The organism is Achromobacter sp. 1011811831 (genome assembly GCF_059760905.1).
Map to the genome: position 1 here is coordinate 1 of NZ_JCBANG010000088.1, position 25,278 is coordinate 25,278.

Here is a 25,278-nt window from a genome sequence, read left to right on the forward strand (position 1 = left end):
TCCATAGACGTCAGGGCTAGGCGCAAACCGCAGTGATACCCGTAGGTATCACGAGGATTTGCAACGACGCCATGGCGGCTAGGGGTGGATTTCGTGCGGGCGTATCTGCGGGACAGCACACTAGGCCGACGCCGGCGCGCTCAGCGCCAGGCGCAACGCCTCGTTGGCGGCGGCCATGCCCATGGCCGCCGTCACCGTGACCACCGAGCCGTAGCCGGCGCAGGACAGGCCCTGCGGCGCGACGGCCTGGCCGGCTGCGCCCACCGCGTCCTCGCCTTCGGTCGGACGGGTCCAGGCATCGGGCAGGATGGCGGGCTGGTCGAACCACAGCGCATGCACGCCCATCTTCGGCACCCGCTTGAGCGCCTTGCCGTTGCGATCGGACGCACGCGGAAAGCCGTGTTCCTTGCGCAGCTTGTTGCGCAGCTTGGACAGCAGCGCATCGTTCACCGCCGCCGACAGGTCGCCGGCGCGCAGCGCCAGCGGATCGGTCTTGCCGCCCGCGCCGCCGCACAGCAGCATGGGCGCGCCCAGCGCGCGCGCGTGCAGGATCATGGCGATCTTCGCCGCGGCCTGGTCGGTGCAATCGATGATGACGGTATAGGGGCCGGGCAGCACCTGCGCCACATTCTCGGGCGAGACGAAATCGTCGACCAGGGTCAGCGCGCATTGCGGGTTGATGGCCTGGACCCGCTCGGCCATGGCCTGGACCTTGGACTGTCCCAGCGTCTGCGTCAGCGCATGGATCTGCCGGTTGACGTTGGATTCGGCGATGTGGTCCAGGTCGATCAGCGTCAGCGCGCCGACGCCGCAGCGCGCCAGCGCCTCCACCGTCCACGAGCCGACGCCGCCCAGGCCGGCCACGGCGACGTGGGCGCCGCGCAGGCGGGCGGGCGCGTCCGGCCCGTACAGACGGGAAAGGCCGCCGAAGCGGCGGTCGGCGTCGGCCTGTTCGATATCGCAGGCGGCGGGAAATTGCGGCGTGTTCATGGGCGGTATTTTAGGGCAGGCCCGCGCCCTGCCGCCGGACCCGCGTCGCGCTAGCCGCCCTGCGCCGGCGCCGTCGTGGAAGACGCCGGCGCAATGGCGGCATCCGCCGCCGGCGCGTCGTCGCCGCCCAGCGCCTGGTACACCTTGACCTGGTTGACCAGCCGGTCCAGCCGGTTCTCGTCGCGGGCGATTTCCGCCGTCCGGCGCCGCTCCTGGGCATCCAGCCAGGCCCGCAGGGCCACCGAGCCCGCGCGATAGCGCACCTCGTACAGGCGCTCGGCCTCGCGTGCGGCGCTCAGCGCAGCATCGAGCTGCTCGCCGCGCTGACGCAGCTGGCTGCGGTTGGACAGGGCGTTTTCCACATCCGCCATCGCCTGATACAGCGACTTGCGAAAGCCCACCACGCGTTCGTCGAAATCGGCGCGGGAGATCTTCAGGTTCAATTGGCGCTGGTTCCATTGCAGGAACGGCAGGGTCAGGCTGCCGGCCAGCGAGGCCACCGGATTCTGCAACACCGTGCCCAGCGCGTCGCTGGAACCACCCAGCGTCCCGGTCAGCGACAGCGAGGGATAGAAGCTGGCGCGGGCGGCGTCCACATTGGACAGGGCCTGGCGCAGCCGCAACTCGGACGCGCGCAGGTCGGGCCGGCGTCCCAGCAGTTCAGCCGGCACGCCGGCGCGCGCCATCGGCAAGGGCGCTTGCGGCAGGCGCGGCGGATCGCTCATCGTCCGGTCCGGCGGACCGTCGAACAGGATGGCCAGGGCATTGACATACTCCACCCGCTGCTGCACCAGCACGGCATGGGCCGCGACCTGGCTGGCCACGGTCTGCCCGGCCTCGGCCACTTCCAGCGCCGAGGCGCCGCCCGCCGCATATTGGGCGCGCACCAGCTCCTGCGTCTTGCGCGCGGCCGCGATGCTCTCCAGGCTGGTGGCGATGCGTTGATTGATGAAGCCGGTCTGCCAGTACAGGGTGGCGGTGGTGCCGACCAGGGACAGCGCCGCGCTCTGGCGGTCCTGCTCGGTCGCCAGCGCTTCCCACTGGGCCGCATCGCTCTGGCGCGACAGCTTGCCCCACAGGTCCACTTCATACTGGACGTTGAGCTCGACGCCGTACTTGCTGCTGCTGCTGCGATCGCCGCGCAGGTTGCGCGAGCGGGCGTTGGTGGCGGTCAGCCCCGGCTGCGGAATCAGCTTGTCGTCGGCCAGGCCGGCCAGGTACTGCGCGCGCTGCAGCTTGATGGCAGCGATCGCCAGGTCGTTGTTGCGCGCCAACGCCAGCTCGACCAACCGATTCAGTTCGGGATCGTTGAAGTTGCGCCACCAGGCGCCGCCCTCGGCCAGCGCGCCGGCGGCCGGCGCGGCCGAGGCCTGCTTCCAGGCCGCCGGCTCCCGGACCTCGGGCCGCTGGTAGTCGGTGCGCAGCAGGCCGCCGCAACCCGACAGGGCCAGCAGCAGCGCCAGCGCCGCCGGTTTGTGCATCATGGAAACTCTCATCGTCCTCATTCCCGGGCCAAGGCCTCTACGGGGTCCAGGCGCGCCGCGTTGCGCGCCGGCAGATAACCGAACAACACGCCGATCAGGGTGGAGCAGGTGAATGCCGCCACCATCGACGCCGAGGAATAGATCATGCGGAACGAGCCGCCCGTGGCCTTGGATACCAGCACGCCCAGCCCCAGCGACAGCGCGATGCCGACCATGCCGCCGATCAGGCAGACCAGCACGGCCTCGATCAGGAACTGCTGCATGATGTCGCCGCGCCGCGCGCCGACCGCCATGCGCACGCCGATCTCGCGGGTGCGCTCGGTGACCGACACCAGCATGATGTTCATGACGCCGATGCCGCCGACCATCAGCGAAATCAGCGCGATCATGGACACCAGCAGCGTCATGGTCGCCGTGGTGCGCTCGATGGTCTTGCGCACGGCGTCCGTGTTGAACACGAAGAAATCCTTGGTCACGTGCCGGCGCGTCAGCACCTGCACGATGGCCTTCTCGGCGGCGACCGGCGGCACGTCGTCCTTGACCCGCACCGTGATGCTGCGCAGATGGCGCTGGCCCAGCACGCGCGACAGCGCCGTGGTGTAGGGAATCCAGACGTTCAGCGTCTCGTTGCTGCCGAAGACCGTGTCCTTCTTCTGCGTCACGCCGATCACGCGCGCCGGCATCGAGCCCAGGAAGATCACCTGCCCGATCGGGTCCGTGTGCGAGCCGAACAGCTTGCGGCGGGTGCTGTCGTCGATCACGACCTCCTGGGCGCGGCGCGCCACGGCGGTCTCGTCGAAGAACTTGCCCTGGGCCAGCTTGAACGCGCGCACGCGGAAGAACTGCTCGCCCACGCCCTGGATCGAGCCGTTGACCGAGACGTTGCGATAGCGCACCGTGTTGGTGGTGCCGACTTCCGGGGTCACGCTGTCGACGTAGCTTTCCCGCGCCAGCGCGTCGGCGTCCGACGGCAGCAGGGTATGGATCTGCGCCGCCTTCTCGTCGCCAAAGTCCTTGCCGGGGAAAACCTCGACGGTGTTGGTGCCGATCTCGGCGATGTCGTCCATGATCTTGCGTCGCGAGCCTTCGCCCAGCGCCACCACCGACACCACGGCGGCGATGCCGATGATGATGCCCAGCATGGTCAGCGAGGTGCGCAGCCGGTGCGCGTTCATGGCCAGCAGCGCCATGCGCAGCGCTTCGCCGCAGCGATCCAGGTAGGCCTGCCAGCCGGGCCGGCGCGGCATGGCCGCCGGCGCCTCGCGCTCGGCCTCGCGCCGCGGCGCATCGGGATTGCGGCGGTCGGACACGATCTCGCCGTCGCTGATCTCGATGATGCGCTGGGCATGGCGGGCCACGTTCATGTCGTGCGTGACCAGGATGATGGTGTGGCCGGCGGCGTTCAGCTCTTCCAGAATGCGCAGCACTTCCTGGCCGGTGTGCGTGTCCAGCGCGCCGGTCGGCTCGTCGGCCAGGATGATCTCGCCGCCGTTCATCAGCGCCCGCGCGATGCTGACGCGCTGCTGCTGGCCGCCCGACAGCTGGCCAGGGCGGTGATCGGTACGGTCGCCCAGGCCCAGACGCCCGAGCAGTTCGCCGGCGCGCTGGTGGCGCGCCTCGCGCCGCTTGCCGGCGTAGACGGCCGGCACTTCCACATTGCCCGTCGCGCTCAGATCCGCCAGCAGGTGGTAGCGCTGGAAGATGAAGCCGAAGTGCTCGCGGCGCAACTCGGCCAGCTCGTCGGGGTCGAGTTCGCCGGTGCTGCGCCCGCTCACGCGGTAGTCGCCGCTGGTGGGGCGATCCAGGCAGCCCAGGATGTTCATCAGCGTGGACTTGCCCGATCCGGACGCGCCGACGATGGCCACCATCTCGCCTGCCTCGATGGTCAGGTCGACATTCTTGAGCACCGCGATGGTCTGCTCGCCCGCCGGGAACTCCCGGCGCACGCCAGACAGGGAAATCAGGGGACTGCCCATGATCAATGGCCCGTGGCCGCCGGATCGGCCGCCGCGACCGAATCGACCGTCACCACGCGCTCGCCGGGTTGCAGCCCTTCCAGTACCTCGGCGCGCACATTGTTGTTCATGCCGATGCGCACCTGGCGCTCCTCGGTCTTGTTGTCCTTGCCGACCACCCGCACGGCGTAGCGCCCGTCCTGGCCGCGCTTGCCCAGCGCCGAGGACGGCACCACGATGGCGTCCTTGGCCTCGCCGCGCACGATGAAGACCTGCGCCGTCATGGAGATGCGCAGCCGCTCGTCGGGATTGGGCACGTCGAACAGGCCGTTGTAGTAGATCGCCGCGCTGGTCGCGCTGCCGGAGGCGGACGTCAGCGACGCCGTCGTCTCGTCCTTCTGGATCGAGTCCGGCGCCGGCTCCACCGCGCGCAGCGTGGCGTGATAGCGCTCGTCCGGCTCGCCCAGGATGGTGAAGTACACCGGCAGGCCGGGCTTGACGCGGGTGACGTCGGCCTCGGAGATCTGCGCCTTGATGGTCATGGTGGCCACGTTGGCGACCTTGATGATCGTGGGCGCGCTCTGTATGGAGTTGACGGTCTGTCCCTGCTTGGTGATCACGGCCACCACCACGCCGTCGATGGGCGAGACGATGCGCGTATAGCCCAGGTTGACCTTGGCGATGTCCACGTCGACCTCGGCCTGCACGATCTGGGCGTCCAGCGAGGCGATCTCGGCGCGGGTCACGGCCAGCGTGGCCTCGGCCGTCTCGAAGGACTCGCGCGAGCTGGCGTCGGCCGCCAGCATCTGGCGCTGGCGGCGGTAGGCCAGCTCGGACTGTTTCAGCGTGGCGATCTTGGCCGTGCGAGCGGCGCGGCGCATTTCCAGCGCGGCCTGCTTGTTGCGCAGCTCGTTCTGCTGGGTCATGTCGTCGATCTCGGCGACCAGCTGGCCCTTCTGGACGCGATCGCCCAGCGCCACCTTCAACGACTTGAGCTGGCCGGACACCTGGGCGCCGACGCTGACGCGCTCGATGGCGTCGATGGTGCCGCTGGCCAGCACGCTGTCCTCCAGGTCGGCGCGGGTGACCTCGGCGGACGCGAAGGTCGGCGGCGGGGGAGACGACAGGAACACCGCGTGCACGCCGTAGGCCAGGACCAGGAGGACGCCGGCGATCAGGCCGTAGCGCGCGAGCTTGCTGCGAGGCTGCTTCATCTTCATATTGCCGCCGTCCCGGAACGGAGGGCGCGCCCCGGCAGGGAGCGGCGGGCGCATGCGGTGCGCGGGGCGGATGATGCGTGGGCGTTGCGGTTCATTGATCCAGGTTTCCTTATGTCCCCCACATCCTAAACACATCAAGCATCCAAACAACCGGCAATGTGTCTCAAAAGGGTGAAGATCGGTAAAGCCGCCCGCCCGGCCCGTTTGCGGGTCTGCCGACTCCGGGGGATTGTTCCGTTGCGAGAACGATACAGCCAGAACGGCGCGCCCAGCGGCCCTGCGGCCCATGACCTTGCCGCGAACGTGCCGCCATCTTGCGCGCACCTGCCGCCTAACGGCGCGACTTGGCCGCTAGATGGCGCCTATCTTGTTACGCATCTGACAAAGTATTTGCGGCAGCGCAAAACACTCGCGCCTCGACATAGCGCGACGATGCCGACAGAATGAAACCAAGTTACGCCGTGTCTACCTCTCATCGCCCCCCCTCCTCCAAGCCTGCTTCCCCGGAATTTTCCGGGGCGGCGCTGCTTTGCCTGCTGGCCATGATGAACCATGTGGCCTTGACCGGCGGGCGCATCACCGTGTCCCTGACCGCGCTGCAGATGGGCCTGTCGACCTTCAAGGTCGGCACGCTGGTGGCGGTGTTCGCCGTGCTGCCCATGCTGTTCTCCGTGCGTGCCGGCCGCTGGGTGGACCGGGTCGGCGTGCAGCGCCCGCTGGTCATCGGCACGGCGCTGGTTGCCGTCGGCACGGCGCTGCCCTTCATTTCGCAGACGCAGGCGGCGCTGCTGATCGCATCCTGTTCGATCGGCATCGGCTTCATGCTGCACCAGGTTGCCACCCAGGACCTGCTCGGCCACGCGGAACCGACGCAACGGCTGCGCAACTTCTCCCTGATGTCGCTGGCGCTGGCCGGCTCGGGCTTTTCCGGGCCGCTGATCGCGGGGCTGGCGATCGACCATCTGGGCACCCGGCTGGCCTTCGGGCTGCTGACGCTGGGTCCGCTGCTGTCGGCCGGCGGCCTGTACCTGCTGCGGCGCCAGCTCACCGCGATCAATTCCCAGCTGCTGGCCGGCGCCAAGGAGGCCGAGCGCCGCCGGGTGACCGAGCTGCTGGCGGTGCCGGCCCTGCGCCGCATCCTGATGGTCAACACCATCCTGTCCGGCGCCTGGGACACGCATCTGTTCGTAGTGCCGATCTTCGGCGTGGCGATCGGCCTGTCGGCCACCACCATCGGCATCATATTGGCGTCGTTCGCGGCGGCAACATTCGTCATTCGGCTGGTATTGCCGCTGATCCAGCGCCGGGTCCGTTCCTGGACCCTGGTGCGCGCCGCCATGGCCACGGCGGCCGTGGACTTCATGCTTTACCCGCTGTTCAGCGACGTTAGCGTGCTGATCGTGCTGTCGTTCATTCTGGGTCTTGCGCTGGGATGCTGCCAACCGAGTATGCTTGCATTGCTGCACCAGCACTCCCCGCCCGGCCGCGCGGCCGAAGCCGTGGGCCTGCGCATGGCGCTGATCAACGGATCCCAGGTGTCGCTGCCGCTCACGTTCGGCGCGCTCGGCTCGGTGATCGGCGTCGCGCCGCTGTTCTGGGCCTATTCGGTGGCCCTGATGGCGGGAGGCTGGGCGAACCGCAATCCGCCGCTCGAAACCGACGCCAAACCGTAACAATGCAGTCCCCCGCCCCCCAAGACGCCGGCGTTTCCGGCGCCAGCCTGCCTTTCCGGCTCTGGACCAGCGAAGAGCGCCAGGCCTCGCTGGACGAGACGTTGCGCCACTGGCGCAAGGGCGAGGACGTGTGGGTCTATGGCTACGGCTCGCTGATCTGGCGCCCGGATTTCGCCTTCGAGGAACGGCGGCTGGCCACGCTGCACGGCCATCACCGGGCGCTATGCCTGTGGTCCCGGGTCAACCGGGGCACGCCGGAATGCCCTGGCCTGGTGTTCGGCCTGGACCGCGGCGGCTCCTGCCGCGGCGTGGTCTACCGGCTGGCTGGCGGCCAGGTGCCCGACTATTTCCCGGCGCTGTGGGACCGCGAGATGTCCACCGGCGCCTATCTGCCGCGCTGGATCAATTGCAGCACCGAGGCCGGACAGGTCCGCGCCCTGGTCTTCATCATGAACCGTGACAACCCGGCCTACATCCGCGCCCTGCCCGAGCCGGAATTGCTGGCCATCGTGCGCCGGGCCTCCGGCCGCTACGGCCCCTGCACCGAGTACGTGGTGCAGACCGCCCAGGCGCTGCGCGCGGCGGGCATCCATGATTCCCGGCTGGACGCCATCGCCCGCCGCCTGGAAGCCGACAGCCACGCGCTGCCCGAGACGGCCTGACGGCGGGCCGGACACCCCGGCGCGACGCATTCCGGCAACAGGCGCCGGACAGGCTGGCTGCAACCTCCGCCCGATATGAGCAAGCCCTGCGCAGGGTCAATAGGGGAACGCCCGTCCCGGCGGTATAAACTCCCTGTCATCAACGCTGAATCAAAGCCCCATGTCCGTCTCCGATCTGCGTCAAAGCTACGAAAAAAACGTCTTGCTGGAAAGCCAGGCCAGCGCTTCGCCGCTGGAACAGTTTTCCCGCTGGTTCGACGAGGCCCAGGCCGCCAAGGTGCCCGAACCCAATGCCATGACGCTGGCCACGGTCGACGCCAGCGGCCAGCCCAGCGCGCGCATCGTCCTGATCAAGGGCTACGATGAGCAGGGCTTCACCTTCTTCACCAACTACGAATCGCGCAAGGGCACGGACCTGCTGGCCGAGCCGCGCGCCTGCCTGCTGTTCTTCTGGCAGCCGCTGGAACGCCAGGTGCGCATCGAGGGCGTGGTGGAAAGGGTCGCGGCCGATGAGTCCGACGCCTACTACCACAGCCGGCCCGCCGGCTCGCGGATCGGCGCCTGGGCCTCGCGCCAGAGCCAGCCCATCACGCGCGAAGAACTGGAGGCCCGCGAGCAGGAATTCCGCGCCCGCTATGGCGACCAGCCGCCGCGCCCGCCGCATTGGGGCGGCTACCGCCTGAAACCCACCGCGTTCGAATTCTGGCAAGGCCGCCCGTCGCGCCTGCACGACCGCCTGCGCTACGTCCCCGACGGCGCCGGCTGGAAGATCGAACGCCTATCGCCGTAGAGGCCCCCCCCGAGCGCTGCGCGCTTCCCCCAGGGGCGCAGCTGCGGACCGGCGGAGCCGGATCCGCGCTGCCCCGATAAGGGCGGCGCCGCCGTGAACTTACATGACTGTTTCCAAGCCTGACTTCGACGCCGCCTTCTTCCGCACCGCATTGGGACGCTACGCCACCGGCGTGACGGTGGTCACCGCCGCCGACGCCGATGGCGCGCCCATCGGGCTGACGGTCAGCTCCTTCAATTCGGTGTCGCTGAATCCGCCGCTGGTGCTATGGAGCCTGTCCGGCGGCTCGTCGTCGCGGGAAGCCTTCGAGCGCTGCGATCGCTACGTCGTCAATGTGCTGAGCGCCCACCAGATCGCGCTGGCGCGCCGCTTCGCCACCGGCAGGACGCCCGACCGCTTCAACGGCCTGACCGTGGCGCGGGCACCGGGCGGCACGCCGATGCTGGACGGCGGCTGCGCCGCCTGGTTCGAATGCCACAACCGCAGCCGTTACGTCGAAGGCGACCACGTCATCATGGTCGGCGAAGTCGAGCGCTGCGGCCACAGCGGCGAACCGCCGCTGGTCTTCCATGCCGGCGGCTTCGACCTCACCCCCGCCGGCGCCCATGCCGACAGGAAAACGCCATGACGACCCGCCGCCCTTGCGCACAGGCATCGTCCGCCGCCGGAGCCCGCCGATGAGCGCCGACATCGACTGCGTCGTGATCGGCGCGGGCGTGGTCGGCCTGGCGATCGCGCGGGCGCTGGCGCTGCGCGGACGCGAGGTGCTGGTGGCCGAAGCCACCGAGGCCATCGGCACCGGCACCAGCTCGCGCAACTCCGAAGTCATACACGCCGGCATCTATTACCCGGCCGGCAGCCTGAAAGCCCGGCTGTGCGTGCGCGGCAAGCACCTGCTCTACGCCTATTGCGCCGAGCGCGGCGTGCCGCACAAGCGCCTGGGCAAGCTGATCGTGGCCGCCGACACGGCCCAGGCGGCCCAGCTGGAAGACATCGCCCGGCGCGCGCGCGCCAATGGCGTGGACGACCTGCAATACATCGCCGGCGAAGAAGCCATGCGGCTGGAACCGGCGCTGCGCTGCACCGCCGCGCTGCTGTCGCCCTCCACCGGCATCGTCGACAGCCATGCCCTGATGCTGTCCTACCAGGGCGACGCCGAGAACGCCGGCGCGCAATGCGTGTTCCACACGCCGCTGGAATCCGGGCGCGTGCGTCCCGAGGGCGGCTTCGAGCTGCAATTCGGCGGCGCCGACGCGATGCGCCTGAGCTGCAACACGCTGATCAACGCGGCCGGCCTGCAGGCGCCGGCGCTGGCGCGTCGCATCGACGGCGTGCCGGCCGCCAGCGTCCCCGCCAGCTACCTGTGCAAGGGCAGCTATTTCACGCTGTCCGGCCGCGCGCCGTTCTCGCGGCTGATCTACCCCGTGCCGCAGCACGCCGGCCTGGGCGTGCACCTGACGCTGGACCTGGGCGGCCAGGCCAAGTTCGGTCCCGACACCGAATGGGTCGACAGCGAGGACTACACCCTGGACCCGGCCCGCGCCGACGTGTTCTACGAGGCGGTGCGCAGCTACTGGCCCGCCCTGCCCGACCACGCGCTGGCGCCCGGCTACACTGGCATCCGCCCGAAGATCTCCGGCCCGCGCGAGCCGGCCGCCGATTTCATGATCGCCGGCCCCGCCGACCACGGCGTGCCCGGCCTGGTCAATCTGTTCGGCATAGAATCCCCCGGCCTGACGTCCAGCCTGGCCCTGGCCGACGAAACCCTGGCGCGCCTGGCCGCCGCCTGACCCGACCTCCCTTCCATCCACGCATCCTCCAGACCATGCAGCACAACGACTACATCCTGACCCTGTCCTGCCCCGACCGCACGGGCATCGTGTATCGCGTCAGCGGTTTGTTGTTCGAACTGGGCTGCAACATCCTGGATTCCCAGCAATTCGGCGACGACGAAACCGGCCGCTTCTTCCTGCGCGTGCACTTCGACCTGCCGTCGGATATCCAGCCCGATGCGCTGCGCGCGCGCCTGGACACGCTGTCGGCCGAGTTCGGCATGGACCTGCAACTGCACGACGCCCGCCGCAAGGCGCGCCTGCTGATCATGGTCAGCAAGCAGGGCCACTGCCTGAACGACCTGCTGTTCCGCGTGCACAGCGGCCAGCTGCGCGCCGAGGTCGCGGCCATCGTCTCCAACCACAACGACTACGCGCCGCTGGCGGCCACGTACGGCATCCCCTTCCACCACCTGCCCGTCACGCCCGACACCAAGGCGCAGCAAGAACAGCAGGTGCTGGACCTGGCGGCCCGCGAGCACATCGACCTGGTGGTGCTGGCCCGCTACATGCAGATCCTGTCGGCGGACATGTGCCGCGCGCTGAACGGCCGCGCCATCAACATCCACCACAGCTTCCTGCCCAGCTTCAAGGGCGCGCGCCCCTATCACCAGGCGCACGCGCGCGGCGTGAAGATCATCGGCGCGACGGCCCACTATGTGACGTCGGACCTGGACGAAGGCCCCATCATCGACCAGGACATCGAACGCGTGGACCACACCATGACGGCCGCCGATCTGACCCAGGTGGGCAGCGACATCGAATCGCTGGTGCTGTCGCGCGCGGTGCGCAGCCATGTCGAACATCGCATCCTGCTGAACCGCAACAAGACCGTCGTCTTCCGCTGATCGCGCGGATCCGGCCGGCCCGTCGGGCCGGCAGCGGGCTTTCTAGCCCGATTCAGGCCGCAGCGTCGGCATGCGCGCCATCACCAGCCGCATCGCGCTTTCCTGCAACGGCGTGCGGCCCTCGGCCGGCCAGATCGCCTGGCTGACCGAGCGCGCCTCGTGCTCGAAGCCGATGAAGCGCGTGCCGGCCAGTCCGCTGCGCGACAGGCAGGCCGGCACGATCGCCACCCCCAGTCCCTGCGACACCAGCGCGGCCACGCTCAGCCAGTGGCGCACTTCGTGCCGCACCAGCGGCGTGAAACCGGCCGTCACGCATAGCGACAGCACCGTCTCGTAGTAGCTGGGCGAGGCCGCGCGCGCGAAGAACACGAAGTCCTCGCCGGCCAGCTCGGCCAGCGCCAGGCTGCCGCGCCGCGCCAGCGCATGGCCGGCGGGCAGGCAGACGACGAAGGGCTCGGCCACCAGGTCCTGCGCCTGCACGCCTTCGGGCAGCGGGTTGGCATGGATGAAACCCAGGTCCAGCGCGCCGCGATGCACGGCCTCGATCTGGTCATGGGAATTCAGCTCGGCCAGCACATGCTCCACGTCCGGCAGCTCGGCCCGCATGGCCGCCAGCAGCGCTGGCAGGCCGCGGTACAGCATCGAACCGACGAAGCCGATGCGCAACCGCCCGCGCAGTCCGGCGTCGACGCGCCGCACCAGCACGCGCACGTCCTCGGCCTGCCGCAGCAGCGCCTGGGCCTCGCGGTACAGCACCTTGCCCGCCTCGGTCAGCGCCACCTGGCGGCTGGTGCGCTCCAGCAGACGCGCGCCCACGCCCTGCTCCAGCTGGCGGATGGCGTAGCTGAGCGGCGGCTGGGAAATGTGCAGCCGCGCCGCCGCGCGGCCGAAATGCCGCTCCTCGGCCACGGCGATGAAATAGCGCAAGAGGCGCGGTTCGAGGTCCATCGCCCGTCTCCCGTCATCGATATTTTTTTTGGATCAATCCAGACAAATCAAGTATTTGCATAGATTAATCCAGCCGCGCACCATGCAGCATCCCTCCGCTGCCCAGGACCGCCCCATGGACGCCGCCATGCTTGCCCCGCAGACCGCCGCCACGCCCGTGCCCGATTCGCGCGGCCTGAACCTGTTCCGCGCCGACCCCTACGCGGCCGCGCTCAGCCGCCTGTACCTGCCTGCGGCGCTGCACGCGCACCTGCTGCCGCACCTGGACCGGCTGGGCGCGCTGGCCGGCGGCCGCATGGACGAACTGGCCGCCGACGCCGACAGGCACCCACCCACGCTGTCGGTGCGCAACCGCGCCGGCGCCGACGAATCCCGCATCGACAAGCACCCCGCCTACGTCGAGCTGGAGCGCCTGGCCTACAGCGAATTCGGCCTGGCCGCGCTGTCGCATCGCGGCGGCGCGCTGGGCTGGCCCGAGGCCATGCCGGCCACGGCCAAGTACGCGCTCAGCCATCTGTTCGTGCAGGCCGAGTTCGGGCTGTGCTGCCCGGTCAGCATGACCGATTCGCTGGCGCGCACGCTGCGCAAGTTCGGCGCGCCGGAACTCGTCGAAAAAGTGCTGCCGCAGGTCACCAGCCTGGACTTCGACAGCCTGCGCCAGGGCGCCATGTTCATGACCGAGCAGGGCGCGGGCTCCGATGTCAGCGCCACCGAGGTCGTGGCCGAGGCGCGGCCGGACGGCAGTTGGCGCCTTAGCGGCGACAAGTGGTTCTGCTCCAACCCCGACGCCGGCTTCGCCATGGTGCTGGCGCGTAGCGAGGCGCAGCCCGGCCTGAAGGGCGTGTCGCTGTTCCTGCTGCCGCGCGAGCTGGACGATGGCAGCCACAACCGCTATCGCATCCTGCGGTTGAAGGACAAGCTCGGTACCCGCTCCATGGCCAGCGGCGAGATCCGCCTGGAAGGCGCCACCGCCTGGCTGGTGGGCGAGCGCGGCCGTGGCTTCAAGCAGATGGCCGACATGATCAACAACTCGCGCCTGTCCAATGGCATGCGCGCGGCCGGCCTGATGCGCCGCGCCGTCACCGAGGCGGTCTACTTCTCGCAGCAGCGCCGCGCCTTCGGCCAGCGCCTGATCGACATGCCGCTGATGCGCCGCCAGCTGGCCAAGATGACGGTCTGGGCCGAACAGGCCCGCAGCGTGATGTTCCAGACGGCGCGGGCGCTGGCCGAGGCCGACCAGGGCCACGCGGACCCGGCGCTGGCGCGCATCCTGACGCCGCTGATCAAGTTCCGCGCCTGCCGCGACGCCCGCAAGGTCACCGGCGACGCGATGGAGGTGCGCGGCGGCTGCGGCTACATCGAGGAATGGACCGAGCCGCGCCTGGTGCGCGACGCGCACCTGGGCTCGATCTGGGAAGGCACCAGCAACATCGTCGCGCTGGACGTGCTGCGCGCCATCAACCGCGAAAACTCGCTGCCGGCCCTGCGCCGCCATGTCGATCAGCTGCTGGCCGAAGGCGTGCCTTGCACGGACGCGCTGGCCGCCACGCAGCAGGACGCCATCGAGCGCAGCTTCGCCTTCGCCGCCATGGCGGCCGAGGGCAACCGCGCTGAACTGGCGCGGCAGGCGGCGACGCTGCTGTATCACGCCGTGTCCATCGCCGCCCTGCGCCGGGAAGCCCGCGAGCCGGGCCTGGAAACGCGCGCGATCCTGGCCGACCTGGTGTTGCGGCATCGCCTGGCCGCGCGCGACCCGTATGCGGCGCCCGCGAACGAAAGCGCCGACTGCGCCGCCATCCTGCAATACGCGCTCTAGCACCGCGCACCCACGACGCCGGCGACACAGCCGGCGCGCCACCACAATGGAGACAACCATGAAACGCCTGCTCATCCCGCTGCTGCTGGCCACCGCCACGCTCACCGCCGTCGCGCCAGCGTCCGCCGCCGACGCCTACCCCTCGCGTCCCGTCACGCTGGTCGTGCCCTTCCCGCCCGGCGGCCCGACCGACGCGATGGCGCGCCGCCTGGCCGAAAAACTCAGGCAGCCGCTGAACCAGAACGTCATCGTCGAGAACCGCGCCGGCGCCGGCGGCAACATCGGCTCGGAGTACGTGGCCCACGCCAAGCCCGACGGCTACACCATCCTGTTCGGCACCTCCGGCCCGCTGGCGATCAACGTCAGCCTGTACAAGAACCAGGGCTATGACCCCGAGAAGAGCTTCGCGCCCGTCATCCGCATCGGCCACCTGCCCAACATCCTGGTGGTCCATCCCTCGGTGCCCGCGACCAACGTGAAGGAGCTGATCGCCTACGCCAAGCAGCACCCGGACAAGCTCAGCTACGCCTCGTCGGGCAACGGCGCGTCCTCGCACCTGGCCGGCATCCTGTTCAACCAGATGGCCGGCACGCAGATCATGCACATCCCGTACAAGGGCACCGGCCCCGCGCTGAACGACCTGCTTGGCGGCCAGGTATCCATGTCCTTCACCGACATCCTGACCGCGCTGCCCCACATCAAGGCCGGCAAGCTGCGCGCCATCGGCCTGGCCAGCGCGCAGCGCTCGGACGCGCTGCCCGACCTGCCCACCATTTCGGAGCAGGGGCTGAAAGGCTATGACGTCAGCGTGTTCTTCGGCATCGTCGCGCCCAAGGACACGCCGGCCGCGACCGTGGACCAGCTCAACCAGGCGTTCCGCGCGGCGCTGGCGGACCCCGACGTGAAGCAGGCGCTGCACAGCCAGGGCATCGTTCCGGCGCAGGACCAGAGCCCGGCCGCACTGACGGGCTTCATTGCCGAGGAAGTGCCCAAATGGCGCGCGCTGATCAAGAGCGCCAACGTCTCGATAGATTGAGGCCCCCCCCGAGCGCTGCGCGCTTCCCCCCAGGGGGCGCAGCGGCGGACCGGCGGAGCCGGATCCGCGCTGCCCCGATCTTGGGGCACCCGTTGCATGCAGAGCGCCGAATGTGTGGCGGTAATCGCATGGCGCATCCGCTCCCCGGAATCCAGCACTGACCACGAACCTGCGAGTACCCATGTCTCCCAAGCTTTCCGACGCCGGCGCGCTTGCCGGCTGCACGGTGATCGACCTGTCCCGCGTGCTGGGCGGTCCGTATTGCACGCAGATTCTTGCCGACCACGGCGCCGACGTGCTCAAGATCGAGCCGCCTGGCGGCGACGAGACGCGGGGCTGGGGACCGCCGTTCCTGGGCGAGACGGCGTCCTACTTCATCGGCGTGAACCGCAACAAGCGCGGCATGGCGCTGGATCTGTCGCTGCCGGCGGGCCAGGCGCTGCTGCGCGCGCTGCTGGCCGACGCCGACGTGCTGGTCGAGAACTTCAAGCCCGGCACGCTGGAGAAATGGGGCTTGGGCTACGAGACGCTGAGCCAGGCATTCCCGAAGCTGATCCATTGCCGCGTCAGCGGCTTCGGCGCCGACGGGCCGCTGGGCGGCCTGCCGGGCTACGACGCCTGCGCCCAGGCCATGTGCGGCCTGATGAGCGTGAATGGCGAGGCCGATGGAGAAGCCACCCGCGTCGGCCTGCCCGTGGTGGACATGGTCACCGGCCTGAACGCGGCCGTGGCGGTGCTGCTGGCGCTGAACGAGCGCGCGCGCAGCGGCCTGGGGCAGTTCCTGGACATCACGCTGTACGACTGCGCGCTGTCGCTGCTGCACCCGCACGCGCCCAACTACTTCTACAGCGGCAAGACGCCTGCTCGCAGCGGCAATGCGCATCCCAACATCGCGCCCTATGAAACGCTGCCCACCGCCAGCGGCCCGATCTTCCTGGCCGTGGGCAACAACCGCCAGTTCGCGCAGCTGGCCGCCTCGCTGGGCGCGCCCGAACTGGCGCGGGACCCGCGCTACGCGACCAACGCCGGCCGGCTGGCCAACCGCCAGGCCTTGCGCGATGCCCTGTCGGCGCTGCTGGCCGTGCACGAGGCCGCTGCGCTGGCGGACCGGCTGCTGCGCGCGGGCGTGCCCGCCGCCGCCGTGCAGACCGTGGACCAGGCCCTGGCCCATCCGCATACCCGCCATCGCGGCATGCTGCTGGAACAGGGCGACTACCGGGGCGTGGGCTCGCCGATCAAGCTGTCGCGCACGCCCGCCAGGCTGCGCCGGCTGCCGCCGGCGCTGGGCGGCCAGGAGCCAGAGGCCGGCTAGCGGCGCGGCGCAGGGCCACGTACGCGGCGCGCCTAGCCGCCTCGCGCCAGGCCTTCGCGGCGCGGATCCGCGCCGCCCTGCAAGCCGTCCGGCCCGATCACGATGCCGTGGATGCCGCTGGGAAACTCGGTGATGCGCAGCGGATGCCCCATCGCTTCCAGCGCGGGCGCCAGCGCCTCCAGCGCCGTGCCCTTTTCCAGCTCGGTGTCCTTGTTGCGGCTGCCCATGTTGGGCAGCGAGATCGCGGCCTGGATGTCCAGGCCCCAGTCCAGCACGCCCACCAGCGTCTTGGCCACGTAGTTGATGATGGCGCTGCCGCCCGGCGAGCCGACCACCATGTAAGGCTTGCCGTCGCGCAGCACGATCATGGGCGCCATGGCGCTGCGCGGGCGCTTGCCCGGTTCGATGCGGTTGGCCACGAGCCGGCCCTCGGGATCCTTGAACGACGACGAGAAATCGGTCATCTCGTTGTTGAGCAGGAAGCCGCGCACGAAGATCTTGCTGCCGAACTCGTTCTCGATGGTGGTGGTCATGCTGATCGCGTCGCCGCGCGCGTCGACCGCCACCAGGTGGCTGGTGGACGGCTGCTCCAGCGCCGCGTCGCGGCCCAGGCCCAGCAGCTTGCCTTCGGGGTCGCCAGGCAGCGCGACCTTCATGCTGCGGTCCGGCTGGATCAGCGCGCCGCGCGCGCGCAGATAGGCGGGATCGAGCAGCGCGCGCACCGGCACCTTCACGAAGTCGGGATCCGCCACGTAGAAATCACGGTCCGCGAAGGCCAGCCTGCCGGCCTCCGCGAAGTAGTGCACGGCCTGCGCGCTATTGGGCGCGTAGCGGGACATGGGGTACTGCTCCAGCTCGCCCAGCATCTGCAACACCGCCAGCGGGCCGCTGCTGGGCGGCGCCATGCCGCATAGCTCGTAGCCCCGGTACGCGCCGCAGACCGGCTCGCGGCGCTTGGCCTGATAGCCCGCCAGATCGTCCAGGCTCAGGTCACCGGGCTTGGCATGGCCGTGCACGGCCGCGACGATATCGCGCGCGATCGCGCCACGGTAGAAGACGTCGGCGCCGCGCGCCGCGATCTCGCGCAGCGTTTGGGCGAACTCGGGATTCTTCAGCACATGCCCCACCGGCCAGGGCTGGCCGTCGGGCGCATAGAAATAGGCGGCGGCCGCCGGCTGTTTCGGCAGCGCCTTGTTGCCGGCCAGGAGCGCATGCAGGCGCGGCGATACCGGAAAGCCCTGCTCGGCCAGGCGGATGGCCGGCGCGAACAGGTCCGCCCAGGGCAGCTTGCCGTGCTCCTTGTGCGCCAGCTCCAGCCCGCGCAGCAGTCCCGGCGTGGCCACGGCCATGCCGTTGTTGACGGACTGCGCGAAGGACAAGGGCTTGCCGTCGGCATCAAGGAAGCGGTCCTGGCGAGCGGCCGCCGGCGCGGTTTCACGGGCATCGTAGGTCAGGACGCGCTTTTGCCGCGCCGAGTACAGCACCAGGAAAGCGCCGCCGCCGATGCCGGAGGACTGCGGCTCGACCAGGTTCAGCACCAGCTGCGCGGCGATGGCCGCATCCACGGCGCTGCCGCCAGCCCGCAGCATTTCGTCGCCCGCGCGCGTGGCCCAGGGATTGGCCGACACCATCATGAAATGCGGCGCGCGCACCAGCGCGCGTTCGGCATAGCCCGTCGCCGCCTCGGGATTCCGGTCCGCCGCCTGCGGGCCGCGCGCCCACGCGGCGGGCGGGGCTGACACGCCGGCGGCGATAAGGACGGCGGCAAGAACGGCGCGAACGGGCAAGGGCATGGCGGACTCCGGCGGGTAACGGTGGGCGTGGCAGCCCCCAATGATATTCAAATCCGCCAAGGGCGCGGCCGGGGCGCCCTGCAGGCATCCGGCATAGAATCCCGGTTCCGGCACTGCCCGCTCTTCCCGCTTTTCGCGTCATGCGCCTGCGTCACATCGAGATTTTCGAAGCCATCCGCCGCACCGGTTCACTGACCGAGGCCGCGGCCGCGCTGCACATTTCCCAGCCCGCCGCCAGCAAGCTGCTGGCGCATGCCGAGGCCCAGCTGGGTTTCAAGCTGTTCGAGCGCGTCAAGGGCAGGCTGGTGGCCACGCGCGAGGCCGAGATCCTGACGCCCGAAGTGGCGCGGCTGAACCAGGACCTGAACAGCGTGCGCCGGCTGGCGGCCAGCCTGCGCGACCGGCCGCACGGCCATCTGCGGCTGGGCAGCGCGCCGGCGCTGGGGCTGGGCCTGTTGCCCGGCGTGGTGCGCGCCAGCCGCGACGCGCATCCGGGCGTCACCTTCGACCTGCACACCTACCATAGCGCCGAGCTGGTCCAGGGGCTGCTGACGCGCGAGCTGGACGCCATCGTCACCTTCGACACCAATGACTATCCCGGCCTGACCCGCACCGGCCTGGGCCAGACCGAACTTGTGCACCTGAGCCTGGATCCGGGATCGGGTCCGCTGCGCCTGGCCGACCTGCCGCCGGACCACCCGCTGATCGTGCTGGACGCGCGCGACGCCTCTGGCGCGCTGCTGCAGATGGCGCTGGACGCGCAGGGCGTGGAGGTGAACCCCGCGATCCAGGTGAAGACGCACTACGTGGCCTGCGCGCTGGTGGAGGCCGGCTGCGGCGATGCGATCGTCGACGCCATCACCGCCCGGGCGCTGCTGCGGCCGGGCATGCACCTGCGCCGCCTGGAACCCGCGCTGCGCGTGCCCATCAGCATCATGATGCGCAACCAGGACCCGGTGTCGGCCCTGCACCGCGACCTGATCGAACGGTTGCGCACGGCCTGCGACGCGTTGCTGGCGCGCCTGACCGAGGCCTGACCACGGGCCGCCACCGTTGCGGCGCCAGGGCCGCGCCACAATGAAAACGGGCGCCCGAAGGCGCCCGCGCAAACCAGGGACCGGTCCGGCCGGCCCCTGCTTCAAGCCATCAATCCAGCTTGATGTTCTGCTTCTTCACGACGTCCTTCGCCCAGTCGTACTGTTCCTTGATTTCCTTGGCGAATTCTTCCGGCGTGTTGCCCGACGGCGCCGAACCCTGGTCGTCCAGCGCCTTGATGACCTTCGGGTCCTTCAGCGCCACGACCGCGGCGTCGCGCAGCTTGTTCACGACTTCCATCGGCGTGCCCTTGGGCGCCAGCAGGCCGTACCAGACCGGCTGGTTCAGCACCGGGAAGCCGGCGTCCTTGAAGGTCGGCACGTCCTTGATGGCATCGATGTTGCCCGGCCACGCGATGGCCATGGCGCGCAGCTTGCCCGCCTGGATCTGCGGCATGGAGGACGGCAGGTTGTCGAAGATGATTTCGATCTGGCCGCCGACGGCGTCGGCCACGGCCGGGCCCGAGCCCTTGTACGGCACGTGCACGATGTCGGTGCCCGTGGCCATCTTGAACGATTCGCCCATCAGGTGCAGCACGCCGCAGGTGCCCGAGCTGCCGTAGGAATACTTGCCGGGATTCTTCTTCAGCTCTTCCAGGAAGCCCTTGAAGTCCTTGGCCGGGAACTTCGGGTTCACGGCGACCACGTTGGCCGTGTTGGCGAAGTTGGTGACCGGCTGGAAATCCTTGATCGGATCGTAGGGCAGGTCGTTCGGACGGCAGGCCGGGTTCACGGCCATGGTCGACACGGTGGCGATCGACAGCGTGTAGCCGTCCGGCTCGGCGCGCGCGGCCTCGGATGCGCCGATGGCGCCGCCAGCGCCGCCCTTGTTTTCCACGACCATGGGCTGGCCCAGCTCCTGGCTCATGCGCTGCGTCACGAGGCGCGCGATGATGTCGGTGGAACCGCCCGGGGCGAACGGGACGATGACGCGGATGGCCTTGCCGGGATACTTGTCGGCGGCGTGCGCGGCCGAGGCGCCCAGCGTGCCGGCGGCGCCGGTGGCCAGCGCGATGGCCACGGCCAGGGTGCGAGCTTTATTCATTGGTGTGTTTCCTCCAAGATAGCGAATCCGCGTGTGTGCGGATTGTGTAGCGGGCCGGCCGTCTGTGGACGGACGACGATTGGCGATGGGGGCGCTTAGTTATGCGCGCCGCCGCGTTGTGCGGCGCTGATTATGAGTTGCTGGTGGAACACGCGCCCGCCAGAATGTCGGAGAATAGCAGCAAATGCTTACACCCGCCTAGGCAGAAAAGCCCTGCTGGCACAACCAGAAAATTCCTAGTCTTCATGTCGGTCGCACTGCTGGTTTTCCCCGATTTCATGCTGGTCGCGCTGGGCTGGACGCTACGCCACAAGCTCGGCTTCTCGCGCGAATTCTTCGCCGGCGCCGAGCGCCTCGTCTACTTCGTGCTGTTCCCCGCGCTGCTGTTCCAGGCGATCCTGCGCACCCCCATCAGCGCCGGCAACGCCGCCCTGCTGCTGCAGGCGACGGCAGCCATGATCGCCGCCGGCGTCGCGCTGTCGTGGCTGGCCGGCCCCGTGCTGCGGCCCACCTCGATCGGGCTGGCGTCCGCCGCGCAATGCGGCTACCGCTTCAACACCTACATCGGCCTGGCGCTGTCGGCCAGCATCGGCGGCGCGCAGGGGCAGACCATCATGGCGCTGATCATCGGCTTCGCCGTGCCCATGGCCAACGTGGTCGCGGTCTATGGCCTGGCGCGCCACAGCGGCGCCAACCTGCTGCGCGAACTGGCGCGCAATCCGCTGGTGGTCTCGACGCTGGCCGGCCTGGCCTGCAACCTGGCGGGCCTGCAGCTGCCCGGTCCGGTCGACACGGTGCTGGCGCGGCTGGGCGCGGCGGCCATCGCCCTGGGCATTCTGTGCGTAGGCGCCAGCCTGGCCTGGGAAGGCGGCAAGGGCTATGGCGCGTTGATCGCCTGGATGCTGGCCGTGAAGCTGGCCGCGCTGCCGCTGGTGGCCTTGCTGGTGGCGCATCTGCTGGGCATGCCACCGCTGGAATCGCGCATGCTGCTGCTGTTCGGCGCGCTGCCCACGGCATCGGCCGCCTATGTGCTGGCCATGCGCATGGGCGGCGACGGGCGCATGGTGGCCCTGCTGCTGTCGCTGGGCACGCTGGCCTCGGCGCTGACTATTCCGCTGTGGCTGATGCTGACGCAGTAATCTCGGCAAATCCTTCCAATCATTGCGAGATGACGGGCGCCCGCAGCGTGCCGCCGACTTTCCCCGCAACGGCGCGCCTTCCGCTTGCCGCGTCCGTACAAAAAAATGCCGCCCCGATGGAGCGGCATGCACGCCTTCAGCCTGGGCGCGTCGAACGCGCTTTCAGCCTCAGGACTTCTTGGCGTTGGTCATGTCGGCCGGGACCACCCACTGGGCGAACTGTTCCTCGTTGAGGAAGCCCAGCGCCAGCGCCGACTCCTTCAGCGACAGCCCTTCCTTGTGCGCCTTCTTGGCGATCTGCGCGGCCTTGTCATAGCCGATGTGCGGGTTCAGCGCGGTCACCAGCATCAGCGAGCGGTCGACCAGCTCGGCGATGCGCGCGTGGTTGGGCTCGATGCCCTGGGCGCAGTGCTGGTCGAAGCTGGCCATGCCGTCGGTCAACAGGCGCACCGACTGCAGGAAGTTGTGGATGACCAGGGGCTTGAAGACGTTGAGCTCGAAGTTGCCGCTGGCGCCGCCGATGTTGATGGCGACGTCGTTGCCCAGCACCTGCGCGGCCAGCATGGTCACGGCTTCACACTGCGTCGGATTGACCTTGCCCGGCATGATGGAGCTGCCCGGCTCGTTCTCGGGAATGCTGATCTCGCCCAGGCCGGAGCGCGGACCGCTGGCCAGCCAGCGCACGTCGTTGGCGATCTTCATCAGGCCGGCGGCCAGCGACTTCAGCGCGCCGTGCGCGAACAGCAGCGCTTCGTGCGAGGCCAGGGCCTGGAACTTGTTGGGCGCCGACACGAAGGCCGTGCCGGTGGCGTGCGCCAGGTCTGCGGAAACCTTGGCGCTGAACTGCGGATGCGCGTTCAGGCCCGTGCCCACGGCGGTGCCGCCGATGGCGAGCTGGTGCAGGCCCGGCAGCGTGGCGCGGATCTGCTGCTCGGCCAGGTCCAGCTGGGCCACGTAGCCCGAGATTTCCTGGCCCAGCGTCAGCGGCGTGGCGTCCTGCAGATGGGTGCGGCCGATCTTGACGATGTCGTAGAACTCGGCGCTCTTGGCGGCCAGCGTGGCGCGCAAGGCCTTCAGCGACGGCAGCAGGTGGTGCTCAACCTGGACGGCGGCGGCCACGTGCATGGCGGTGGGGAAGGTGTCGTTGGACGACTGGCCGCGATTGACGTGGTCGTTCGGGTGGACCTTGCGCGCTTCGCCGCGCTCGCCGCCCAGCAGCTCGGAGGCGCGGTTGGCCAGCACCTCGTTCATGTTCATGTTGCTCTGCGTGCCCGAGCCGGTCTGCCACACGGACAGCGGGAACTCGTCAGGCCACTTGCCGGCGATCACTTCGTCGGCGGCGCGCGAGATGGCATCGGCGATCTTCGGATCCAGCTCGCCCAGGTCGGCGTTCACCTTGGCGGCGGCGCGCTTGAGCTGCGCCATCGCGGTGACCAGCGGCGCGGGCATCTTCTCGGTCGAGATCGCGAAGAAATGCAGCGAGCGCTGGGTCTGGGCGCCCCACAGGTGGTCCTGGGGGACCTCGATGGGGCCGAAGGTATCTTTTTCGATGCGGGTCTTCATGGCGCGTACAGCTCCGTAGCGGCGTCGTTCGCGGGCGGATTTGCCCCGACACATTTGAGAATAGCAATCAATTATGGATAACGTTATAGGTTAGCAGAAACCCGCATTCCTATAATCGCTGACATTCGATATATCCCTGTACCGCTTTTTACCACCACTGGCCCCGTCCCATGTCCGCGCCCAAGCCTGTCCCCCTGAGCAGCCTGACCCTGCACCTGCCCGACGAAGCCGCCACGGAATCGCTGGCGCGGCAGCTCGCGCCGCTGGTTTCCGGCCAGTCCGGCGCCCCGGCGGGCGGCGCCATCCACCTGCAGGGCGACCTGGGCGCGGGCAAGACCGCCTTCACCCGGGCGCTGTTGCGCGAATGCGGCATCAAGGGCCGGATCAAAAGCCCAAGCTACGCGCTGCTTGAATCCTATAAAGTTTCTAACTTATACTTCTATCACCTTGATTTTTATAGATTTAGTGATTCGCGCGAATGGTTGGACGCAGGATTCCGGGATTTACTGCGTGACGATGCGGTCGTTTTGATCGAATGGCCGGAGCGGGCAGAGGGTCTTTTGCCCCCGCCCGACCTGCAGATTTCCCTCGCCTACGCCGGCGAAGGACGCGACGCCAGCCTGACCGCGTACACCGCCCGAGGACAAACATGGTTGAACGCGATTGTCCCCCCGCCCCCAGCGCCCTGCCCAAGGCAGGCGCCGCCCGACGCCGCCTGATCAGCGTCGCCGCCACGCTGCTCGTCCTCCCCGTATTGCCGCGCCTGGCCCAGGCCGCCACCATCCTCGCGGTGCGCACCTGGCCAGCCGACGAATACACCCGCGTCACGCTGGAACTGGACAGCGAGCTCAAGGCGGAACAATTCACGCTGGAAAATCCCCACCGCCTGGTGGTCGACATCGAGGGCCTGACCATCAATGCCGCCCTCAATGACCTGGTATCCAAGGTCCGGCCCGGCGATCCCTATATCCAGAGCCTGCGCGTGGCGCAGAACCGGCCCAACGTGGTGCGGCTGGTGTTCGACCTGAAACAGGCCGTGGCGCCGCAGGTGTTCACGCTCAAGCCCGTTGCCGACTATCAATACCGCCTGGTGCTGGACCTGTATCCCAAGGTCGCGCAGGATCCGCTGATCGCCGTCATCAACAAGCAGGGCGGCCCCGACGTCGACGATCCGCTGGCCCGCATCCTGGAAGACATCCAGCGCAATCCGGGCAGCAAGAACAACCCGCCGCCCGAGCCGCCGCTGGCGCGCGGCCAGCAGCCCGCCGCGCCGATCCCGACGCCCAAGCCGCCGCCCGTCTCCGCCGGCCGAGGCAAGCAGCGCATGCTGACCATCGCGCTGGATCCCGGCCACGGCGGCGAGGATCCGGGCGCGATTGGCAGCAGCGGCCTGCGCGAGAAGGACGTGGTGCTGCGCATCGCGCGCCGGCTCAAGACGCTGATCGACAGCCAGCCGAACATGCGCGCCTACCTGACGCGCGACGACGACTACTTCGTGCCGCTGCACGTGCGCGTGCAGAAGGCGCGCCGCGCGCACGCCGACCTATTCGTGTCCATCCACGCCGACGCCTGGATCAAGCCGTCCGCCAACGGTTCGTCGGTGTTCGCGCTGTCGCAGCGCGGCGCCACCAGCGCGCAGGCGCGCTGGATGGCCGACAAGGAAAACGCGGCCGACCTGATCGGCGGCGTGAACCTGGGCAGCCATGACCGCCAGGTCGCCAAGGTGCTGCTGGACCTGTCCACCACCGCGCAGATCAACGACTCGCTCAAGGTCGGCAATTCCTTCCTGGACGAGATCAAGAAGATCAACCGGCTACACAAGAACAGCGTCGAACAGGCCGGCTTCGCTGTGCTCAAGGCGCCAGACATTCCGTCCATCCTGGTCGAAACGGCCTTCATCAGCAATCCGCAGGAAGAAGCGCTGCTGCGCAGCGCCTCGCACCAGGACAAGCTGGCGCAGGCCATGATGACGGGGATCCAGCGTTACTTCACCGCGAATCCTCCGCTGGCAAGGCTGGGCGATGTGAGCTGACCGGAACGTCCAATTCCCGCGTCCTGAAAAGAAAAGGGCCATGCGC

At 69.2% G+C, this 25,278-nt stretch carries 21 protein-coding genes; 13 read left to right on the top strand and 8 right to left on the bottom strand.

What is annotated here, in order from left to right:
* Window positions 1–120 precede the first annotated feature (120 nt).
* The 4 genes from AC6LJ9_RS25115 to AC6LJ9_RS25130 are packed head-to-tail and all read right to left on the bottom strand — an operon-like array spanning window position 121 to window position 5,643.
* Window positions 121–990, bottom strand: a complete 870-nt coding sequence (locus AC6LJ9_RS25115; RefSeq protein WP_498149631.1) for a tRNA threonylcarbamoyladenosine dehydratase — start codon at window positions 988–990, stop codon at window positions 121–123.
* Between the two features lie 50 nt (window positions 991–1,040).
* Window positions 1,041–2,474: an efflux transporter outer membrane subunit gene (locus AC6LJ9_RS25120; RefSeq protein WP_498149632.1), complete on the bottom strand. Its 1,434-nt coding sequence runs from the start codon at window positions 2,472–2,474 to the stop codon at window positions 1,041–1,043.
* A 17-nt stretch (window positions 2,475–2,491) separates the two neighbouring features.
* Window positions 2,492–4,450 carry a MacB family efflux pump subunit gene (locus AC6LJ9_RS25125; protein ID WP_212312166.1) on the bottom strand — a complete coding sequence of 653 codons (1,959 nt, stop codon included), beginning with the start codon at window positions 4,448–4,450 and terminating at the stop codon, window positions 2,492–2,494.
* A 2-nt stretch (window positions 4,451–4,452) separates the two neighbouring features.
* Window positions 4,453–5,643, bottom strand: a complete 1,191-nt coding sequence (locus AC6LJ9_RS25130; protein ID WP_498149633.1) for an efflux RND transporter periplasmic adaptor subunit — start codon at window positions 5,641–5,643, stop codon at window positions 4,453–4,455.
* A gap of 467 nt (window positions 5,644–6,110) precedes the next feature.
* On the opposite strand from AC6LJ9_RS25130, the gene AC6LJ9_RS25135 reads away from it, so the two are divergent.
* From AC6LJ9_RS25135 to purU, 6 genes are all read left to right on the top strand, one after another.
* Entirely contained in the window at window positions 6,111–7,322 is a 1,212-nt protein-coding gene (locus AC6LJ9_RS25135; RefSeq protein ID WP_498149634.1) for an MFS transporter, read from the top strand.
* A 2-nt stretch (window positions 7,323–7,324) separates the two neighbouring features.
* The gene (locus AC6LJ9_RS25140; RefSeq protein ID WP_212312169.1) at window positions 7,325–7,984 is read left to right on the top strand and encodes a gamma-glutamylcyclotransferase; all 660 of its coding nucleotides are present in this window, start codon (window positions 7,325–7,327) and stop codon (window positions 7,982–7,984) included.
* A gap of 160 nt (window positions 7,985–8,144) precedes the next feature.
* Window positions 8,145–8,774, top strand: a complete 630-nt coding sequence (gene pdxH, locus AC6LJ9_RS25145) for a pyridoxamine 5'-phosphate oxidase (RefSeq protein ID WP_212312170.1) — start codon at window positions 8,145–8,147, stop codon at window positions 8,772–8,774.
* 103 nt (window positions 8,775–8,877) lie between these two features.
* Window positions 8,878–9,402, top strand: a complete 525-nt coding sequence (locus tag AC6LJ9_RS25150; protein WP_498149635.1) for a flavin reductase family protein — start codon at window positions 8,878–8,880, stop codon at window positions 9,400–9,402.
* Between the two features lie 49 nt (window positions 9,403–9,451).
* Window positions 9,452–10,564: an NAD(P)/FAD-dependent oxidoreductase gene (locus tag AC6LJ9_RS25155; protein WP_498149636.1), complete on the top strand. Its 1,113-nt coding sequence runs from the start codon at window positions 9,452–9,454 to the stop codon at window positions 10,562–10,564.
* Window positions 10,565–10,599: 35 nt separating this feature from the next.
* The gene (gene purU, locus AC6LJ9_RS25160) at window positions 10,600–11,454 is read left to right on the top strand and encodes a formyltetrahydrofolate deformylase (RefSeq protein ID WP_103272592.1); all 855 of its coding nucleotides are present in this window, start codon (window positions 10,600–10,602) and stop codon (window positions 11,452–11,454) included.
* Between the two features lie 42 nt (window positions 11,455–11,496).
* On the opposite strand, the gene AC6LJ9_RS25165 is transcribed toward purU, so the two are convergent.
* Window positions 11,497–12,402, bottom strand: a complete 906-nt coding sequence (locus tag AC6LJ9_RS25165) for a LysR family transcriptional regulator (RefSeq protein WP_498149637.1) — start codon at window positions 12,400–12,402, stop codon at window positions 11,497–11,499.
* Window positions 12,403–12,517: 115 nt separating this feature from the next.
* Between AC6LJ9_RS25165 and AC6LJ9_RS25170 the strand changes: the two genes are divergently transcribed.
* The 3 genes from AC6LJ9_RS25170 to AC6LJ9_RS25180 all read left to right on the top strand — a co-directional run bounded on the left by AC6LJ9_RS25170 (window position 12,518) and on the right by AC6LJ9_RS25180 (window position 16,566).
* Window positions 12,518–14,218: an acyl-CoA dehydrogenase family protein gene (locus AC6LJ9_RS25170; RefSeq protein WP_498149645.1), complete on the top strand. Its 1,701-nt coding sequence runs from the start codon at window positions 12,518–12,520 to the stop codon at window positions 14,216–14,218.
* Between the two features lie 58 nt (window positions 14,219–14,276).
* Window positions 14,277–15,254 carry a Bug family tripartite tricarboxylate transporter substrate binding protein gene (locus tag AC6LJ9_RS25175; RefSeq protein WP_498149638.1) on the top strand — a complete coding sequence of 326 codons (978 nt, stop codon included), beginning with the start codon at window positions 14,277–14,279 and terminating at the stop codon, window positions 15,252–15,254.
* Between the two features lie 181 nt (window positions 15,255–15,435).
* On the top strand, window positions 15,436–16,566 hold the full coding sequence (locus AC6LJ9_RS25180) for a CaiB/BaiF CoA transferase family protein (RefSeq protein WP_498149639.1): 1,131 nt from the start codon (window positions 15,436–15,438) through the stop codon (window positions 16,564–16,566).
* A 32-nt stretch (window positions 16,567–16,598) separates the two neighbouring features.
* Here AC6LJ9_RS25180 and ggt read toward each other — a convergent pair whose 3' ends face one another.
* Window positions 16,599–18,353 carry a gamma-glutamyltransferase gene (ggt, locus tag AC6LJ9_RS25185; protein WP_498149646.1) on the bottom strand — a complete coding sequence of 585 codons (1,755 nt, stop codon included), beginning with the start codon at window positions 18,351–18,353 and terminating at the stop codon, window positions 16,599–16,601.
* A 146-nt stretch (window positions 18,354–18,499) separates the two neighbouring features.
* Between ggt and AC6LJ9_RS25190 the strand changes: the two genes are divergently transcribed.
* Window positions 18,500–19,396, top strand: a complete 897-nt coding sequence (locus AC6LJ9_RS25190) for a LysR family transcriptional regulator (protein ID WP_212312178.1) — start codon at window positions 18,500–18,502, stop codon at window positions 19,394–19,396.
* 109 nt (window positions 19,397–19,505) lie between these two features.
* Here the strand turns inward: AC6LJ9_RS25190 and AC6LJ9_RS25195 are convergent, their stop codons facing one another.
* Window positions 19,506–20,498, bottom strand: a complete 993-nt coding sequence (locus tag AC6LJ9_RS25195) for a tripartite tricarboxylate transporter substrate binding protein BugE (RefSeq protein WP_498149640.1) — start codon at window positions 20,496–20,498, stop codon at window positions 19,506–19,508.
* A 164-nt stretch (window positions 20,499–20,662) separates the two neighbouring features.
* On the opposite strand from AC6LJ9_RS25195, the gene AC6LJ9_RS25200 reads away from it, so the two are divergent.
* On the top strand, window positions 20,663–21,637 hold the full coding sequence (locus AC6LJ9_RS25200; RefSeq protein ID WP_498149641.1) for an AEC family transporter: 975 nt from the start codon (window positions 20,663–20,665) through the stop codon (window positions 21,635–21,637).
* Window positions 21,638–21,805: 168 nt separating this feature from the next.
* Here AC6LJ9_RS25200 and fumC read toward each other — a convergent pair whose 3' ends face one another.
* Window positions 21,806–23,200, bottom strand: coding sequence for a class II fumarate hydratase (fumC, locus tag AC6LJ9_RS25205; RefSeq protein WP_498149642.1), 1,395 nt, complete (start codon window positions 23,198–23,200; stop codon window positions 21,806–21,808).
* Window positions 23,201–23,370: 170 nt separating this feature from the next.
* Between fumC and tsaE the strand changes: the two genes are divergently transcribed.
* Window positions 23,371–23,919, top strand: a complete 549-nt coding sequence (tsaE, locus tag AC6LJ9_RS25210; protein ID WP_498149643.1) for a tRNA (adenosine(37)-N6)-threonylcarbamoyltransferase complex ATPase subunit type 1 TsaE — start codon at window positions 23,371–23,373, stop codon at window positions 23,917–23,919.
* The gene (locus AC6LJ9_RS25215; RefSeq protein ID WP_498149644.1) at window positions 23,850–25,232 is read left to right on the top strand and encodes an N-acetylmuramoyl-L-alanine amidase; all 1,383 of its coding nucleotides are present in this window, start codon (window positions 23,850–23,852) and stop codon (window positions 25,230–25,232) included. The genes tsaE and AC6LJ9_RS25215 overlap by 70 nt, the downstream gene beginning before the upstream one ends.
* The last annotated feature ends 46 nt before the right edge of the window (window positions 25,233–25,278 follow it).

Bases quoted from the DNA above. Each gene is read 5' to 3' on its own strand.
- AC6LJ9_RS25115 (WP_498149631.1), bottom strand. From the start codon at position 990: ATGAACACGCCGCAATTTCCCGCCGCCTGCGATATCGAACAGGCCGAC.
- AC6LJ9_RS25120 (WP_498149632.1), bottom strand. From the start codon at position 2,474: ATGATGCACAAACCGGCGGCGCTGGCGCTGCTGCTGGCCCTGTCGGGT.
- AC6LJ9_RS25125 (WP_212312166.1), bottom strand. From the start codon at position 4,450: ATGGGCAGTCCCCTGATTTCCCTGTCTGGCGTGCGCCGGGAGTTCCCG.
- AC6LJ9_RS25130 (WP_498149633.1), bottom strand. From the start codon at position 5,643: ATGAAGCAGCCTCGCAGCAAGCTCGCGCGCTACGGCCTGATCGCCGGC.
- AC6LJ9_RS25140 (WP_212312169.1), top strand. From the start codon at position 7,325: ATGCAGTCCCCCGCCCCCCAAGACGCCGGCGTTTCCGGCGCCAGCCTG.
- pdxH (WP_212312170.1), top strand. From the start codon at position 8,145: ATGTCCGTCTCCGATCTGCGTCAAAGCTACGAAAAAAACGTCTTGCTG.
- AC6LJ9_RS25150 (WP_498149635.1), top strand. From the start codon at position 8,878: ATGACTGTTTCCAAGCCTGACTTCGACGCCGCCTTCTTCCGCACCGCA.
- AC6LJ9_RS25155 (WP_498149636.1), top strand. From the start codon at position 9,452: ATGAGCGCCGACATCGACTGCGTCGTGATCGGCGCGGGCGTGGTCGGC.
- purU (WP_103272592.1), top strand. From the start codon at position 10,600: ATGCAGCACAACGACTACATCCTGACCCTGTCCTGCCCCGACCGCACG.
- AC6LJ9_RS25165 (WP_498149637.1), bottom strand. From the start codon at position 12,402: ATGGACCTCGAACCGCGCCTCTTGCGCTATTTCATCGCCGTGGCCGAG.
- AC6LJ9_RS25170 (WP_498149645.1), top strand. From the start codon at position 12,518: ATGGACGCCGCCATGCTTGCCCCGCAGACCGCCGCCACGCCCGTGCCC.
- AC6LJ9_RS25175 (WP_498149638.1), top strand. From the start codon at position 14,277: ATGAAACGCCTGCTCATCCCGCTGCTGCTGGCCACCGCCACGCTCACC.
- AC6LJ9_RS25180 (WP_498149639.1), top strand. From the start codon at position 15,436: ATGTCTCCCAAGCTTTCCGACGCCGGCGCGCTTGCCGGCTGCACGGTG.
- AC6LJ9_RS25190 (WP_212312178.1), top strand. From the start codon at position 18,500: ATGCGCCTGCGTCACATCGAGATTTTCGAAGCCATCCGCCGCACCGGT.
- AC6LJ9_RS25195 (WP_498149640.1), bottom strand. From the start codon at position 20,498: ATGAATAAAGCTCGCACCCTGGCCGTGGCCATCGCGCTGGCCACCGGC.
- AC6LJ9_RS25200 (WP_498149641.1), top strand. From the start codon at position 20,663: ATGTCGGAGAATAGCAGCAAATGCTTACACCCGCCTAGGCAGAAAAGC.
- fumC (WP_498149642.1), bottom strand. From the start codon at position 23,200: ATGAAGACCCGCATCGAAAAAGATACCTTCGGCCCCATCGAGGTCCCC.
- tsaE (WP_498149643.1), top strand. From the start codon at position 23,371: ATGTCCGCGCCCAAGCCTGTCCCCCTGAGCAGCCTGACCCTGCACCTG.
- AC6LJ9_RS25215 (WP_498149644.1), top strand. From the start codon at position 23,850: ATGGTTGAACGCGATTGTCCCCCCGCCCCCAGCGCCCTGCCCAAGGCA.